The organism is Streptomyces angustmyceticus, assembly GCF_040701845.1.
GTDB classification, from domain to species: domain Bacteria; phylum Actinomycetota; class Actinomycetes; order Streptomycetales; family Streptomycetaceae; genus Streptomyces; species Streptomyces angustmyceticus_A.
The window spans coordinates 101,266-116,302 of the sequence record NZ_JBFBHQ010000009.1; the positions used below are offsets into that span (position 1 = coordinate 101,266).

The 15,037-nt window shown below is 73.4% G+C and carries 12 protein-coding genes; 8 read left to right on the plus strand and 4 right to left on the minus strand.

Features of this window, described 5'->3' with window-relative positions; genetic code table 11:
- Positions 1-3: 3 nt before the first annotated feature.
- The 4 genes from AB0411_RS21240 to AB0411_RS21255 are packed head-to-tail and all read right to left on the minus strand — an operon-like array spanning position 4 to position 2,298.
- Positions 4-1,089 carry a serine hydrolase domain-containing protein gene (locus AB0411_RS21240; protein ID WP_366418818.1) on the minus strand — a complete coding sequence of 362 codons (1,086 nt, stop codon included), beginning with the start codon at positions 1,087-1,089 and terminating at the stop codon, positions 4-6.
- Positions 1,089-1,517: a YybH family protein gene (locus tag AB0411_RS21245; protein WP_366418819.1), complete on the minus strand. Its 429-nt coding sequence runs from the start codon at positions 1,515-1,517 to the stop codon at positions 1,089-1,091. The genes AB0411_RS21240 and AB0411_RS21245 overlap by 1 nt, the downstream gene beginning before the upstream one ends.
- Positions 1,514-1,957 (minus strand): SRPBCC domain-containing protein, encoded by a 444-nt coding sequence (locus AB0411_RS21250; RefSeq protein WP_366418820.1) that lies wholly within the window; start codon positions 1,955-1,957, stop codon positions 1,514-1,516. Before AB0411_RS21250 ends, AB0411_RS21245 begins: the two co-directional genes overlap by 4 nt.
- Positions 1,954-2,298 carry an ArsR/SmtB family transcription factor gene (locus AB0411_RS21255; RefSeq protein ID WP_366418821.1) on the minus strand — a complete coding sequence of 115 codons (345 nt, stop codon included), beginning with the start codon at positions 2,296-2,298 and terminating at the stop codon, positions 1,954-1,956. The genes AB0411_RS21250 and AB0411_RS21255 overlap by 4 nt, the downstream gene beginning before the upstream one ends.
- A 265-nt stretch (positions 2,299-2,563) precedes the next feature.
- Here AB0411_RS21255 and AB0411_RS21260 point away from each other — a divergent pair, with 265 nt between their 5' ends.
- From AB0411_RS21260 to AB0411_RS21295, 8 genes are all read left to right on the plus strand, one after another.
- Complete coding sequence (locus AB0411_RS21260) at positions 2,564-3,649, plus strand: PP2C family protein-serine/threonine phosphatase (protein WP_366418822.1); 1,086 nt, start codon at positions 2,564-2,566, stop codon at positions 3,647-3,649.
- Between the two features lie 425 nt (positions 3,650-4,074).
- Positions 4,075-6,042, plus strand: a complete 1,968-nt coding sequence (locus AB0411_RS21265; RefSeq protein ID WP_366418823.1) for a hypothetical protein — start codon at positions 4,075-4,077, stop codon at positions 6,040-6,042.
- Positions 6,035-7,657, plus strand: coding sequence for a SagB family peptide dehydrogenase (locus AB0411_RS21270; protein WP_366418824.1), 1,623 nt, complete (start codon positions 6,035-6,037; stop codon positions 7,655-7,657). The genes AB0411_RS21265 and AB0411_RS21270 overlap by 8 nt, the downstream gene beginning before the upstream one ends.
- A gap of 189 nt (positions 7,658-7,846) precedes the next feature.
- Entirely contained in the window at positions 7,847-8,029 is a 183-nt protein-coding gene (locus AB0411_RS21275) for a hypothetical protein (protein WP_327227918.1), read from the plus strand.
- Between the two features lie 80 nt (positions 8,030-8,109).
- Positions 8,110-10,134 carry a TOMM precursor leader peptide-binding protein gene (locus AB0411_RS21280; protein ID WP_366418825.1) on the plus strand — a complete coding sequence of 675 codons (2,025 nt, stop codon included), beginning with the start codon at positions 8,110-8,112 and terminating at the stop codon, positions 10,132-10,134.
- 58 nt (positions 10,135-10,192) lie between these two features.
- Entirely contained in the window at positions 10,193-12,811 is a 2,619-nt protein-coding gene (locus AB0411_RS21285; RefSeq protein ID WP_366418826.1) for a lantibiotic dehydratase, read from the plus strand.
- Entirely contained in the window at positions 12,808-13,851 is a 1,044-nt protein-coding gene (locus tag AB0411_RS21290; RefSeq protein ID WP_366418827.1) for a thiopeptide-type bacteriocin biosynthesis protein, read from the plus strand. Before AB0411_RS21285 ends, AB0411_RS21290 begins: the two co-directional genes overlap by 4 nt.
- Positions 13,848-15,035: a thiopeptide maturation pyridine synthase gene (locus AB0411_RS21295; RefSeq protein WP_366418828.1), complete on the plus strand. Its 1,188-nt coding sequence runs from the start codon at positions 13,848-13,850 to the stop codon at positions 15,033-15,035. The genes AB0411_RS21290 and AB0411_RS21295 overlap by 4 nt, the downstream gene beginning before the upstream one ends.
- Positions 15,036-15,037: the final 2 nt, after the last annotated feature.

Genomic DNA, 15,037 nt, shown 5'->3' on the forward strand with positions numbered 1-15,037 from the left:
GCCTCAGGCGAGCGGGCCGAACTCGACGGTCACGACGTCCGAGAGGCGCTGCGCGGTGGCGAAGTCGGGAGTGAGGCGGTTCTTGGTGACCGCGAACGACGTCCCCGTGGCGGGGTTGGCGTAGGCGTAGCTGCCCCCTCCGCCGGGCCAGCCGAACGTGGTCGGTGCCTCGTCCGCTGGGGCGCCCAGGCGGCCGAGCGGGTAGCCCAGGGACAGCCGCGCGGGGTTGCCGAAGACCTGGTCGGTTCCCTCGAAGGCGACCGCCGACAGCTCCGCCAGCTGGTCCGCTGCGATCAGCCGGCCGTCCAGGATCGCCGCGTACACGGTCGCGATCCCCCGCGCGGTGAAGGTGCCCACGGACGGGACGTCGGCCTGGAGGAAGCCGGAGCTGTTGCCCATCGACGCCCGGGGTTGCCGTTCCCACGGCGCCAGGATGCTGTCGTGCTCCGCCGGTGCGGCCGGATGCGGCTCGGCGTCCTCCAGCCGGGCGAGCCGGGCGAGTTCGGTGAGGGGCACGCCGAAGTACAGCTCACCGACGATCCCGAGGGGCGCGGCGACCCAGTCGTGCAACAGCCGCCACACCGGCTGCCCGGTGACCCGGCGTGCGATCTCGCCGACCAGGAAGCCGAAGGTGAAGGAGTGGTAGCCGGTCCGGGTGCCGGGTCGCCACCGCGGTTCCGCACTGGCGATCGCCGCGCAGACCCGTGGCCAGTCGGCCAGGTCGGCGGGGCCGAGTCCGCCGGGCATCGCCGGCACTCCCACCGTGTGCGTCAGCACCTGTCGCAGGGTCGCGGTCTCCTTGCCGTGCTGCCCGAACTCGGGCCACACCTCCGCCACCGGTGTGTCGTAGCCGACCAGGCCGTTCCTGACCAGCAGGTGGGCGATCAGCGCGGCCACGCCCTTGGCGGTGGAGAAGCTGAAGAACAAGGTCCCCGGGGTCACCGGCCGTCCGGTCGTGCCGTCGGCGACGCCGGCGACGGCGTCGACGACCCGATGGCCGCGGTGGTGGACGGAGACCTGCACGCCGGTCTCGGCCCCCCTGGCGACCAGTTCGTCCAAGACGTTCTGGACCCGGCGCTGGAGGGTCATCAGAGGTCACCGCGCAGCACGGCGTGGCCGGTGTCGGCGTCGAAGGGCACCGACGCGTGCTCGTGAACGATCGTCCAGGCCTCGCCCTGCCGGCCCAGGCAGCTCGTCGCGCGCACCCACATGCCCACCTCGGCGCCGTCCCGCATCGTGCCGCTGATCCGGACCAGGAAGTGGCAGAACGCGAGATCGGCTCCGGCGGTAATTTCCAGGTCCCGGATCTCATGCCCGATCCCGGTGCGGTACGACGCGATCCACTTCTCCAACCGGCCGGTCGTGTCCTCGGCGCGGCGGACGAACGGGCCGACCACGTCGTACAGCACGAGGTCGTCGTCGTAGTCGGCGGCCGCGGTGGCGGCGTCCCGGCGGCCGAACGCCCGGGTGCGGGTCTCCAGCAGCTCGCGGATCTGCCGGTCGCTGTCCGCCGTCATCGCTGGGCCACCTGCCGGCCGAGGGCGTCCAGCCAGTCGCCCGTGCCCTGCTCGCGCCACTCGGGCTGTTCCTGGCCGTCCAGGAAGGTGCCCTGCTCGGTGAGCACCAGGCGGGTCCCGTCGCCGTCGCGGGCGAACCGCACGGTGGTCAGCGACACGGTCGACAGGACCTCGTCGGTGAACAGGGCCGTGGTGTAGACGATGCGCTCGTCAGGGACGATGTCGTGGTACTGACTCCTCGCGACGAGGCCGACCCCGTCGCCGCCGTGCACGGCCTCGGTGCCGCCGACCCGGAAGTCCAGCGTGTAGCGACCGTCCCCGGCCGCGTACCACTTCGCCTTCGTGTCGCGGTCGGACCAGGCCGCGAAGACCGCGGCGGGCGAAGCGGCGTAGGTCCGCTCCAGCGTGAACGTGCTGTGTTTCACCGAGTGGTCGGTCATGATCCTGACTCCTTCGGCGGATCGTCGAGGACCGCGCCGAGGCGGTCCAGGCGGTGCTCCCACGTCGTGCGCTGGCGTTGCAACCACGCCTCGGCGCTGCGGAGGCCGGACGGATCGATCTGGCAGGTGCGGACCCGCCCCACCTTCTCCGACCGCACCAGCTCGCTGTCCTGCAGCACCCGTAGGTGCTGGACCGTCGCGGCGACGGTCACCCCGAGTTGGGCCGCCAGCTCGCTCACGGTGGCCGGACCGCGGGTCAGGCGCTCGATCACCGCCCGCCGGTTCGCGTCCGCGAGTGCGTGGAACACCCGGTCCGCCGCCTCCGCCTCATACTTAAGCATGCACTTAACTTTAACGCGGGGGCCCGCGCAGTCAAGTAGCGGCTCAAGTGTCTGGTCCGCCCGGTCAGGGGGCCGACTCGGCTCCGTCGCGTCGGGCCGGACACGTCTGCACGTGAGGGCCGGGCTACGCCCTGCGACCTGCCCGTAACCGGTGCAGAGTGGAGGTATGGGCTTCCGGCGCCGCGTTGCGGACCTGTGGCAACCATGGCAGACGGGTCACGCGCTCTTGGCGATACCGCTCGGGCTGATCATTGCGATCACAGTCGTGGACGTGCTGCTCCCGGGCGACATCCATCTGGGGCCGCTGCTGATCGTCGCCCCCGCCGTCACTCCCTGGCTCGCCGGCCCCTGGATGACCGGACTGGTCGGCGCGCTCGCCGTGGCGGCCCAGGCGATCATCGCCGTCGTGCGCGACCCGGACCAACTGTTCTCGACCAACCACCAGGTGCAGATAGCCGCCCTCGCGGTGCTCTCGCTCGTCATCGTGCTCTTCAGCCGCCAGCGCGAGCGCCGCATGCGCCAGCTGGAACAAGTGCGGTCCGTGTCCGAGGCCACGCAACGGGTGGTCCTGCCGCCGTTGCCCCATCGCATGGGCCCGCTGCGGATCGCCTCGGCCTACCGGGCCGCCGATGACGAGGCGCTGATCGGCGGGGATCTGTACGCGGCGACCCGGACCGGGAACGGCGCACGTCTGCTCATCGGCGACGTCCGCGGCAAAGGCATGACCGCCATCAGCGACGCCTCCGTGATCATGGGTTCCTTCCGCGATGCCGCCCACCGGGCCGAGACCCTCGCGGAACTGGCCGCCAGTCTTGAGGAGAGCATGTGCCGGCACCTGACCGAGCACGCCCCGCACTCCGAGGCGGACGAGTTGTACGAGCAGTTCGTCACGGTCCTGATGCTCGACATCCCCGACGAGGATCCTGTGGTCCAGATGCTCAATTGCGGGCACCCCCCGCCCCTGTTGCTGCACGAGCACCACGTGACCGCCCTGTACCCGCGCCATACCGAGCCCCCGCTGGGCATGTGCGATCTGCCGAGGACCGGCCTGGTCGTCGACCCGTTCACCTTCGAGGGCGAGGACACGCTCCTGCTCTACACCGACGGCATCATCGAGGCCCGCTCGTCCGACGGTTCGTTCTACCCGCTCGCCGAGCGCGTCGCCCGATGGACCGACAGCGGTCCCGAGGCACTGCTGCACCACATCCGCGCCGACCTCGTCACCCATGTCGGAGGGCCACTGACCGATGACGCGGCCGCGGTGGCGATCCAACGCTCGCCGCGACTGGTCCATGGTCACCAGCTCAGGAAAACGGCCCACCCCACAGGTCCGCCCGATCACGCCGGCTGAGCGGCGCCACACGGGCACGGAGTTCCTGGTCCGTTCCTCCACGCCGGTCGCTGGTCGTCCCCGGGCTACCGGCCGCCACGCCACCGGCCGTCCCCTTCGGTTCCCCTCGTGCCGGAGGAGGCACGGTGCACGGAGCGGGCCGGCAGTCCCGGAAGACCCGTGGCCCTGCACGAGGCGAGGAGTGCGCGGCGACGTGTGCGCGATGGCGCGGGAATCCCGGCCGGTGCCGGGCGTCGGGCGCCCCCGTGCGCGACCGGTCGGCGACGGAACCTGCGGTCGGTCCTGTGGCCCGACCGTGAAGACATGGTCCCGGACCGCCCCGATACTCGGCTGGGCCCCGACCGACTGCAGGTTCCGGTGCCGGGTCCGGTGGTCCGACGACCCATCGGGGCCGGACGGCGGATGACCGACCCCGAAGGCGGATGATGCGACCCCGACTCAAATCCGATGTGCTGTACGTGCCGACCGCCGACGGTGTCCACGTCTTCGGCGCCGGTGCCGACCTCGCCCTGCACGGCAGGTCCGCCTACCAGTGGCTGGACCGGCTCGCGCCGTACCTCGACGGTTCGGTCGAGCTCGACGACCTGGTGGGGCGGCTGCCCGACGACAAACGTCAGGTCGTGCACGCCCTCGTGGGCCAGTTGCGCGCCGCCGGCTGCCTGGTCGATGCGGGGGAGGATCTGCCGCACCGGCTCACCCGGCGGGAGTTGGAGACGTACGCGTCCGAGATCGCGTTCATCGAGTACCACGGCGACTCCGCGGCGCGGCGGTTCGAGACCTACCGCGACAGCGCGATGGTGGTGCTGGGCGCGGGCCCCGTGTTCGTCTCCCTGGTCTGCTCGGCGCTGCGCTCCGGGGTGCGGCACCTGCGGGCCGTCCGTACGGAGGGGACCGGCACCAACACCGAGCGTCTGGCGGAGCTCACGGCCGAAGCCGCCGTACGCGACCCCGAACAGACGCTTCATCATGTTCCCTATGGAGAGGAGGAGTTGGAGCGTCTCGTCGATCAGGCGGACGCGGTGCTCCACGTCGCGGACGGCACCGGAACCGACCGGGCGATGCGGCTCGACGCGGTGTGCCGGGAGTCGGGCACGCTGCTGGTGCAGGGGCTGGTGGTGGACGACGCCGCGTGGCTGGGGCCGGCCGGGACCGCCTGGCGATCGGCGTGGCGCCGGCTCGGCGCGCGCGGACCGTTCCGGCCGAACGCCTTCCTCACCGGGCCCGCCGCCGCGGTGGTCGCCTCGCACCTGGGGCTCGCGGCGTTCACGGCCCTCACCGGGATCGCCGATCCTGCGGAAGCCGCGGACGGTGCACGGAAGGTGACGCGGATCGATCTGGAGACCCTGCGCACCTCCACGCATACGTTCCTGCCCCACCCGACGGTGGCCCCCGCCCGTCCGGAGACGCGGGAGGAGTTCACGCGGCGCCTCGAACGACTCGGCGCCACGCCGCCGCTGGACGAGGACACCTTCTCCCGGCGCGCGGCCCGTTGCTTCGACCCGTACGTCGGTGTCCTGCGCGCCCTCGACGAGGGGGAGTTCACCCAGGTGCCGCTCCATGTGACCGAGGCGGTGCCGCGCGCGGGCGGCGCCGCGCCTGCCTACGGTGCGGGAACCGGCTTCGCCGAGGCCCGCCGGGACGCCGCGCTGCGCGGACTCGCCTCGTACGCCGCGCATCACGCCGATGACCGCCGCCACGGACCCGGCGGCACCGTGTGGGGGTGGTCCCCGTACGAGCGGCGCGCCGAGGCGGTGCCGGCGAGCCGGGTGTTCGCCACGGACCACGAGGTCGGGGTGGCCGCCCGGCTCTGCTGGGACGATGCGGTGGCGGACGGCCTTGCCCAGCACTGCGTACGGCTGGCGCTGCGCGACGTGGCGCAGGGGCGGGCGCGGCCGCGGCCCGTAGAGCTGGAGCCCGGCTCCCTGTCCCCCGGGGAACGGCGGCTCCTCGACCTGTTGCACGCCTCGCGCGGCTCGGTCGAGGTGGCCGACATCGGCGAGGCTCTGGGCGTACCCGTCCTCGCCTGGTGGCAGGGAGGCCGCCCGGCCGCCGCGACCTGCGGGAACGAGGCGGTCGCCGAGGGGCTCCGCGCCGCCCTGCTCGACCGGCAGTCGGCGATGACGGACGAACCGGCCTACGCACCCGCACGGTGGGACCGGCCCGGCACCCCTGTCCCGTGCGGCGAGCCTGCCCGGCTGCCGCTCCCGGCGGGGCCCGAGCGGATGGCGGAGGCGTTGCGGTCGCGAGGGGCGCGCCCGCTCGTGGTGCCGCTCGACCATGATCCGGCGGTGCACGCGGTGCTGCCCTTCCTCGTGCGCGTCGTCATCGCCGACGGGAGCGGGGAGGACACGGCCGGAGCGGAGCGGCGGGCGGAGGCCCGGGGCCATGCGTAGCGCCGCCGACGGGCTGGGGAGTTCCGTCGGCCTCCGGTTCTGGCGGCGGACCTTCGAGGAGGTCCAGGATCTCTTCGCCGAGGGGCACGGCGAAGAGGGCGGCCCGGACGATCCCCTGCCGGTCAAGACGTATCGCGGGCTGCCCCGCTTCGTGCTCCCCGAGCCGGCACGGCGGATCGGGGACGCCCGCTGGTCCTTCGAGGCCTTCCACGGCGCCCACCGGCAGGACGCCCCCGCCCTCGGCGTCCTGGACGGGCGCGCGCTCTCCGCGCTGCTGTACTGGACGTACGGGGTCGGCCGGATCGAACTCGGTCCGCACGCCGTGTGGCCCTACCACCGGATGGTCGCCTCCGCGCGCTGTTTCCACCCCGTCGAGCTGTACCTGTGGCTGGCGCATCCGGCGGATGACCTGCCCGCCGGGTGCTACCACTACCACCCGGCGCACCACTCCCTGACGCTGCTGCGCGAGGGCGGTGTACCGGACGCGGTGCGCACCGGTTCGGGGGTGCACGCCCAGGCCGGGCTCCTGGTGACCTCCGTCTGGTTCCGCAAGACCGCGTTCCGCTACCGGGACTATGCGTACCGGCTGGGTGCGCAGGAAGCCGGGATGACGGCCGGGAACGCGCTGCTGACCGGTGCCGCGCTCGGGCTCCGCGCGCGGGTGCACCACCGCTTCGACGACACGGTGGTCAACCGTGCACTGGGACTCGACGGGAGGGAGGAGACGGCGTTCGCCGTGATCGATCTGGCCCCGGGCGAGGCGGCGGCGCCGCCACCTGTCGGCTCTCCCCAACAGCCGCTTCCGCCCGGCGGGTTCGCGGACCTTCACCCTGTGCATCTCCAGACCAACCGCACCCCCGACAGCACATGGTCCGGGCTGACCGCGCTCGATCTCGCCGCCCGGCTCGCGGGCCCCGGTGCGCCCGTCGATCCCGACGACTTCCACCTGCCGGTCGGGGCATCGGCCCCGGATGGTGTCCGTGGACTCGCCGGGCCGGAGCCCGGGGCGGGTGGTGTGGACCTGGCAGGTGCGCTGCGTGCCCGGGACTCGGGCGGGCGGATGTTCCTCCCGGCCGCCCGGCCGGTGGCCTTCGAACGACTGGCGTCGGCCCTGCGGTACGCGCTGGAGCCCGTCTCGTCCGACCACACCGGGGCACCGTGCCGCCCGCTCGTCGATGCCTACGTCCTCGTGCTCGGCGCGGACGGGGTCTCCCCCGGGCTGCACCGGTTGAATGCCACGACGGGGCCGCCGACGCTGCTGCGGCTGCCGCCGCGGAACTGGCGCGCCGTGGTCGGCATGCTGTGCGACCGGACTCCGGCGGTGAACGCGGCGAAGGCCGATGCCGTCGTGTTCCTCACCGCCCACCGGCTGGCCGGGGAACGGTGGTTCGGGGCCCGGGGGTACCGGGTCCTGCACCAGGAGGCGGGGATCGTCGCCCAGCGGATCAGCGTGCTCGCGGCCGCGGCCGGGCTGTCCGCACGGATCACCAACGGCTACCACGACGGAATGGTCAGGGACCTGATCGGCCTGGACGCGGCCCATGTGCCGGTCTTCACGCTCATCATGGGCCGCCGCCGGCCCACCGCCCAGTACGAGCCGCAGCTGACCTGGTGAACCGCACCTGCGGTGCCCGGTGGCGCGGCCACAGCCGGCCTACGGCTGGTCCGCGGCCGCGCCCGCAGCCCCGGCTGCGGGCGTTCCTGCGGTCGGACCGTGAAGACACCGCGCACTCGCGGACCGCAGGATGCGGAGCAGCCAGTGACTGGCCAACTTCTCATCCATCCAAGGAGAAAGGGGATCGCGATGCAGAACGAACTCGTCCTCGACCTCGCCGACCTCAGTGCGGACGAGCTGGACATCCTTCCGACCTCGCCGGGCGCGAGCCTGGAGACCGTCAACGTGGGCCACGCCATGGTCGAGATCGGCGCGTCCAACTGCACGTCCACCGGTACCCCGGCGAGCTGCTGTTCCTGCTGCTGCTGCTGAAACCCGCAGCGGCACCGTCGCGTTCGGCGGGCCCCGTGCCCGCCGGACGCGGCATCCCGGCGAACGACGAGGAAGTGACGTTGACCGACGCAGCGACAGCCGCCCGCACCGGCCGGGCCACCAGAACCCTGCGCCCGGCAGGCCCCGCCGGCCGGGCGACGGGCCCCGCGGCCCCCATCGCCGTGGCCGGCACGGGGGTCCTCGCCTCGACGCTCCGCGCCGCCCTGTCCCGTACGCACCGGTTGGTGCCGGAGGCGGACCCCGGCTGTGCGGCGGTCGTCACCGCCGAGGACCGCTGGGTGACCGCGACCGAGCCCCCGCGCCCCGACCTCCCCTGGCTGCCGGTACGGGTCGAGCTCGGCCTGCTCGTGCTCGGCCCGACGACCGTCCCGGGCCGGGCCGGCTGCGCCCGGTGCGCCCGGACCCGCCGGCAGCGGGCGCTCGGCAAGGACAGCCCGCGCGCGGCACTCCTGGACCGGCACGGCGAACGGCTCGCCGACCGTGCGTCGCCGGTCCTCACCACCTGGGCGTGCGAAACGGCCGCCACGCTCGTCGAGAGCGATCTGCGCACCACCACAGGACGGCTGACCGACCACGCCCTGGCCTTCGTGTCGTTGACGACCATGGCCATCGATGTACACCCCTTCCTGCCCGACCCGGCGTGCTCCTGGTGCGGCGGGCTCCCCGAGGACCGGCCGCCCGCGCTCATGGAGCAGCCCCGGCCCAAGCCCGATCCGGACGTCCCGCGCGTGCGCGACCTGCGAGCCGGCTGGGAGGATCTGGTCGCCCGGTACGTCGACGGGCGCACGGGGCTGGTCCGGCAGCTCGATGTGCGGACCGACTACCCGTATCCCATGGTCTCCGCCCCGCTGCACCTGCCGGGCGGGGAGCAGGAGGCCGGGTTCGGCCGCGATCTGGACTATGCGGCGTGCGCCCGCACCGCGCTCGCCGAGGCCCTGGAGCGGCTGGGCGGGGCCCGGCCCGGCGGGCGCCGGACGACGGTACGCGCCGGCTACGCGCAGGTCGCCGACCGGGCACTGTGCCCGCTCGGCCTGGGCCTGTACCCGCCCGAGCGGTACGCCGAACCGGACTTCCCCTATCCGCCCTACGATCCGGACCTGGAGCTCAACTGGGTCTGGGGCCACTCCTTCGCCCGTGACGCTCCCGTCCTCGTGCCGGAGGACTACGCGTACTACCGCACCCGGCACGACAACCCCGCGGCCCGGCCCCTGGCGTACGAGGTGTCCAACGGGTGCGCGCTGGGCGGCTGCCTGGAGGAGGCGGCGCTGCACGGCCTGGTCGAACTCGCCGAGCGGGACGCGTTCCTGCTGACCTGGTACGCCCGCCTTCCGGTGCCGCGGGTCGACCTGCGGACGGTGTCCGACCCCCGCGTCGGTGCGCTCGCCGAGCGCATCCGGCAAGGCAGCGGCCACCGGGTGCTGGCCTTCGCCACCACCCCGGAACACGGCATCCCCACGGCATGGGTGATGGCCGTACGTCCGAGCGGACCGGGCCGGCCCGACGAGCCCGCCGCGGTCTGCGCCGCAGGGGCGCATGTCGACCCCGAATGCGCCCTCAGGAACGGCCTGTTGGAGCTCGCGGCGAACCTGGGGTGGAACCGGGCGGCCTTCCGCGAGGAGCGGGACCGCATCGCGGCGATGGTCGACGAACCGGATCTGGTGCGCGAGATGCGGGACCACGCACTGCTGTACTGCCACCCTGCCGCGTTCGACCGGTTCGCCTTCCTGCTCGGCGACGGAGGTGACGCCGAGAGGGGGGGTCTGCCCGTCGAGGAGGCGTTCGCGCACGCCACCTGCCGGCCGCGCGGTGCGGACATCCGCGACGACCTGGCCGAGGCAGTGGGGCGCTTCACCGACCGGGGCCTGGACGTCGTCGTGGTCGACCAGACCACCGACGAGCACCGGGCGGGCGGCCTGGCCTGCGCGAAGGTGATCGTGCCGGGGCTGCTGCCGATGACGTTCGGGCACCGGATGCGCCGCACCCACGGGCTGCCCCGGCTGCTGCGGCTGCCCTCCGCACTCGGCCATCGGGCAGAGCCGTTGACCGAGGAAGAGATCAATCCGCACCCGCACCCGTTCCCGTGACCTCCCCGCGCCACCCATGTCCCCCGCGTTTCCGCACCTCTCGTGACTGGAGCCGGCCATGACCGAGGACTTCACCACCCCGGACGCCTTCGGCGTACGCATCGGCGGGCTGCCCGCGCCCACGCTGGACGACATGCGCTCGCCGGAGGTGTGGCGCCAGGCCGAGGCCGTACGCGACATGGAACACCAACTGGACCGCCGGGCCTCCCTGTTGTCCGACATCCTCTACGAACAGATCGGACGCGGCGGTTGCGCCAAGCCGCTCCTGGTGGCCGTGCGGCGGGCCGTTCACAACCGCCGTTCCCTCACCGAGCGCCAGTGGAACGACGGCGTCCGGGCGCTGCTGCCCCAGACCGTCGTCGACGAGGTGGAAGCCTGGGCACGGCTGCGGTTCGGCCTTCAGGAGGCGGTGACCCGGCTGGACGAGCTGATCGGTCACCACCTGCGCACCCAGCACGTGCTGCTGCGCAAAGCGGCGTCCGAACCGGGTTTCCAGCACGGACTCGTCCTGAGCAGTCCGGTGCTCCTCGCCGAGGTGCGCAAGTGGCTCGCGCGCCCCGACGAGCGCGCGCCGGAACGCTCGTTGGCGCTGCGGCTCGCCAAGTACCTGGCGCGGGTGAGCATGAAGACCAGCCCGTTCAGCACGTTCACCGCCAGCGGGCTGGGGACGTGGAGCCGCGGTCCGGAAGCCGAGGCGTCCGCCGGTCCTGGGGTGCGCACGGTCGCCGAGCTGAACGTCTGGGTGCTCCAACAGGTCGTACGCGAACTCGGCAGCCGTCCCGAGCTTTCCGGACGCAGGCGGCTGCGCCTCAACCCCAGCGCCGTGCTCACCGATGGCCGCTGGGAGTTCCTGGGGGCGGGCGCCGAGGAGCCGCTGCGCAGCCTGCCCGCGACGGCCGCGGTGCGGGAGTGCGTGGAGGTGGTACGCACGGGCCGGCCGCCGTGCGAGGAAGCGGCCCGGATCGTCGCGGACCGCACCGGGAGCGATCCGGCCACGGCCGCGGCGTACCTGGCGCGCCTGGAGGAGCTGGGTCTGCTGGAGGCCGAGCGGCCCCTCGCCGACCAGTCCCTCGACCATGTCGCCGATGTGCGCTCCTGGCTGTCCGGGGCGACGAGCCCCGAACTCGTCGGGGTGGAAAGGGAACTCGCCGGGATCGCCGGTATCCTGACGGGCTATCCACGCCTGACCGATCCGATGCAGCGGGTACGCGCCACCGGTGCCGTCGAGGAAGCCCTGCAGCGGATCAAGGGCCTGCTCGGCCCGGACCGGATCAGTCTGCCCGCCAAGAACAGCGTCATCGAGAACGCTCTGGTGGCGGCGCCCTGCCCCGGACCGGACCGCCGTGCCTGGGGACCGGTCCTGCGGGACCTGGACGCCCTGCGGCAGTGCTACGCCGTGCTCGACCCCGGTCTGCCCGGTCGGGTCGCGCTCGCCGATCTGTTCGCCGAGCGCGTCGGCCCCGGCGAGGCGGTGCCCTTCCTCACCTTCCACCGGCTGGTCCAGACGTGGCTGCGCGAGGATCCCGCGTTGCCCGCGCTGCTCTCGGTCGCCGTGCACGGCTACCGGACGATGCACCAGCACCGGCTTCCCCGGCTGGGTGAACTGGCCGCGCTGCGGGACGCACTGTGCGAGGTGGTCCGCGCGGTCCCGGCCGATGCGCAGGGCGTCGTCCACATCGCCCCCGAGCGGCTGCTCTCGGTGGTGGAGCGCCGGCCCGCGTGGATGCGGCCGCCGGACTCCGTGGCGTACTACGGCCAGCCGCTCGGCACCGGCTCCGCGCCCGCGTTCGTGGTCAACGCCGTCAACTCCGGGCACGGCCGGGGGCGGGACCGCATCCGGCGGCTCCTCACCCAGGCGGGCTGCGACGCGGTGCGGGACACGGCCGTGGACACCGCTCCCCCGCCCCCGGGCCTCGTCCATGCCGATACCTGCCGCCACTTCGGCAGCAACGTGGGCCTGCGGGCGTCCGCCGTGGCCGAGGAGATCGAGTACCCCGGAGCCCTGAGCGTGCGGCTCCCCGAGCACCGCATCCGCCTGGGCGACCTGCTCGTTCGACACGACCCCGGCCCCGGGCTGCTCACCCTGCGCGCGCGGGGGCGCGAGGGTGAGGTACGGCCCGTCCACCCCAACCTGATCGCGGAGCTGTGGCTGCCGCCCGCGCTGCGCCTGCTGATGCAGACCTTCGGCGCCACGTCCAATCTGCTGATCCCCGGGCGGCGGATGTTCGGCGACCCGTCCCTCGCCGAGGTGCACGAGGTCCTGGCGGAGCCACGGGTGGTCGTGGGCCGTACGACGGTCAGCCGCCGGCAGTGGGTGCTGCCGCCGGACGCCGTGCCGAGGCGCGCGAAGGGCGAGAGCGACCGTTCGCTGCTGTTGCGGCTCGTCGGGTGGCTGGCGGAGCACGGGATGCCGCAGCGGTGTTTCGTGCGCGCCCTGGACCCGCAGTCGGTGGTCAGCGGGGAGGTGTGGCGGGTCAAGTCCCGCAAGCCGCTCTATGTGGACTTCGCCAACCTGCTGCTCGTCGGCGTCTTCGAGCGGCTGCTCGCCGCCGGGGCGGATCAGGTGGTGTTCCTCCAGGAGGCCCTGCCCGGCCCCTCGGAGATGCCGGACCACGACGGCAGCGGGCCCCGGGTGACGGAATTCCTCGTCGAGATCAACGAAGGACGGACACGATGAGCATGACGAACGGACACGGCGACGGCCACGGCGACGGCACCCGTCTGGACCCGGCCACCGCACGGGCTGCGCACTGGGTGTGTGCGCACATCTTCTACGACACCGACCAGGACGCGCTGCTGACGCACTGCGTCGAGCCGGTGGTGACGGAGCTGGAGCAACGCGGGCTGATCCAGCGGTACTTCTTCCTGCGCTACTGGGAGGGCGGCCCGCATGTGCGGCTGCGGCTGCTCCCTTCCCGTGCCCATGACCGCGCCGACGTGGCGGCGGTGGCGGAGCGCCGCCTCGGCGCGTACCTCGCGGAGTCGCCCGCCCCGGACGTCGTGGACCGCTCGCACTTCGCGCAGGTCGCGCAGGGGCTGGCCGGGCTGGAGGGGCGCGCGGGCCACGACGACGTGGTGCGGCCCAACAACACCGCCCAGTTCCTCCCCTACGAACGTGAGCACGCCGACTACGGGCGCGGCCACGCCATCGCCGCCGTGGAGCGGCACTTCTGCGAGTCGAGCCGGCTGGCGCTGTCGGTGGTGTCGGCGGGCACCTCGGTGGAGCAGCGGGCGCTGCTCGCGTTCGACCTGGTGGTGGGGGTGTTCGCGCTGTGCGACGAGGTCCGCGACCGGTGGGCGCGCCACGGTGGTCCGCCGCTGCCGTTCGGGAGCGGCCCCGAGGCGGCCGATGTCGAGCCGCGCTACCGCGCCCAGCGGGAGCAGTTGCACGCGCGGGCCCGGCGGACCTGGGAGCTGGCCGCCGAACCACCCGGAACCGATCAGCGCGGATATTGGCTGGCGTCGGTGCGCCGGCTGCGGGACGAGCTGCACCGCATGGAGGAGACCGGCGAGTTCGCCGCCGACTGGAAGGCCTCCCCGCTGGCGGAACCGCTGGACCTGGAGGCCACCGCCCACCCGGCCACCAGCCTGGTGCTCTTGCGCTGCGCCCACCTGGTGAACAACCGCCTCGGACTGACGCTGTGGCAGGAGAACCAGCTGCGGTTCCTGGTAGGACGGGTGCTGTCCGAGCTGCCCGAGGCCCAGGGCGTCGCATGACCGGGCCCACCGAGGTGTCCTGGCACAGCCTGCACGTCCACCACCACGACGAGGCAGCGGAGCCGGAACTGATCCTGGGGGCCGTCCGCCCGGCGTTCGCCTCGGTGCGGACCTGGGTGCGCAGCGCCTGGTTCGGCCGGCACTGGCGGCGCGGCCCGCATCTGCGCCTCAACTTCTCCACGGACGTGTCGACATGGCGTGATCATGTGCGCCCCATGGTGGTGGACACTGTCACGGCCTACCTGCGATCCCGCCCGTCCACCGTCCGCTTGGACGAGGCCGCGCTCGCACCCGTGCACGAGCGGCTCGCCGAGCTGGAGATGGAGACCGGGCCGCTCCGTCCGTGGGTGGCGGACAACACCGTCGTGGAGCGCCCCTACGACCACCGGCTGGAGGTACTCGGCTCGCTGCGTGCGGGCGAGCTGCTGACGGGGTTCCTCGCCGACACGACCGACCTCACGTTCCGGATGTACGAGCATCTGCGCACCGCCCCCTTGTCCGTGCTGGCCCTGGACCTGATGTGGGCCACGGCGGCCGCGGCGGCGATCCCGTTCGAGGACGGGAGGGCGCCGATCGAGCGGGGGGTCCTGTCACTGCGCTCGCACGCGGACGCCTTCCTGTCCCGGACGAACGATCCGGCAGCCTGCCGCGCCCGCTTCGACGAGCGGTTCCGCCGGCAGGAAGCCGCCCTGGGCACGCGGTTGCGGGCGGTGGAGGCGGCGCTCTCGGTGCCGGAGAGCACGGATGCCGCAGGCCCCGACGCGGCATTCGTGCGCGAGTGGGCCCAGACCGTGCGTCGCCACCAGCGGATCGCCCAGCCGCTGCTCGCCTCGGGCGAGGTGTCGATGGGCGGGGCGGCGCTCGCTCCGCGCATGCCGACGCGGCAGCTCAGCGAGTTCCACCGGCTCCTGATGTCCGACCACGGGCACCTGGATTTCCTCACCGACGACGCGTGGTTCGCATCGTTCCGGCTGGTGATGAACTACCTGTACCTGCACCTCAACCGGCTCGGACTGGCCCCCGTGGACCGCGGCCTCCTGTGCCACCTGGCGGCGCGGACCGTGGAGTCGGCGCACGGCACGTCGGCCGTCGCCAGCTTCGAGCGGTACGTCGCCGCGCCGGGCGGGGGCGACGAGCCCTCCTGGCGGCGGATCGGCGCCGAGTGGGCGGAGGGAACGCACTGAAG

Excerpts from the sequence above, each read along its gene's own strand:
- AB0411_RS21240 (WP_366418818.1), bottom strand. The coding sequence starts at position 1,089 with ATGACCCTCCAGCGCCGGGTCCAGAACGTCTTGGACGAACTGGTCGCC.
- AB0411_RS21245 (WP_366418819.1), bottom strand. The coding sequence starts at position 1,517 with ATGACGGCGGACAGCGACCGGCAGATCCGCGAGCTGCTGGAGACCCGC.
- AB0411_RS21250 (WP_366418820.1), bottom strand. The coding sequence starts at position 1,957 with ATGACCGACCACTCGGTGAAACACAGCACGTTCACGCTGGAGCGGACC.
- AB0411_RS21255 (WP_366418821.1), bottom strand. The coding sequence starts at position 2,298 with ATGCTTAAGTATGAGGCGGAGGCGGCGGACCGGGTGTTCCACGCACTC.
- AB0411_RS21265 (WP_366418823.1), top strand. The coding sequence starts at position 4,075 with ATGCGACCCCGACTCAAATCCGATGTGCTGTACGTGCCGACCGCCGAC.
- AB0411_RS21270 (WP_366418824.1), top strand. The coding sequence starts at position 6,035 with ATGCGTAGCGCCGCCGACGGGCTGGGGAGTTCCGTCGGCCTCCGGTTC.
- AB0411_RS21275 (WP_327227918.1), top strand. The coding sequence starts at position 7,847 with ATGCAGAACGAACTCGTCCTCGACCTCGCCGACCTCAGTGCGGACGAG.
- AB0411_RS21285 (WP_366418826.1), top strand. The coding sequence starts at position 10,193 with ATGACCGAGGACTTCACCACCCCGGACGCCTTCGGCGTACGCATCGGC.
- AB0411_RS21290 (WP_366418827.1), top strand. The coding sequence starts at position 12,808 with ATGAGCATGACGAACGGACACGGCGACGGCCACGGCGACGGCACCCGT.
- AB0411_RS21295 (WP_366418828.1), top strand. The coding sequence starts at position 13,848 with ATGACCGGGCCCACCGAGGTGTCCTGGCACAGCCTGCACGTCCACCAC.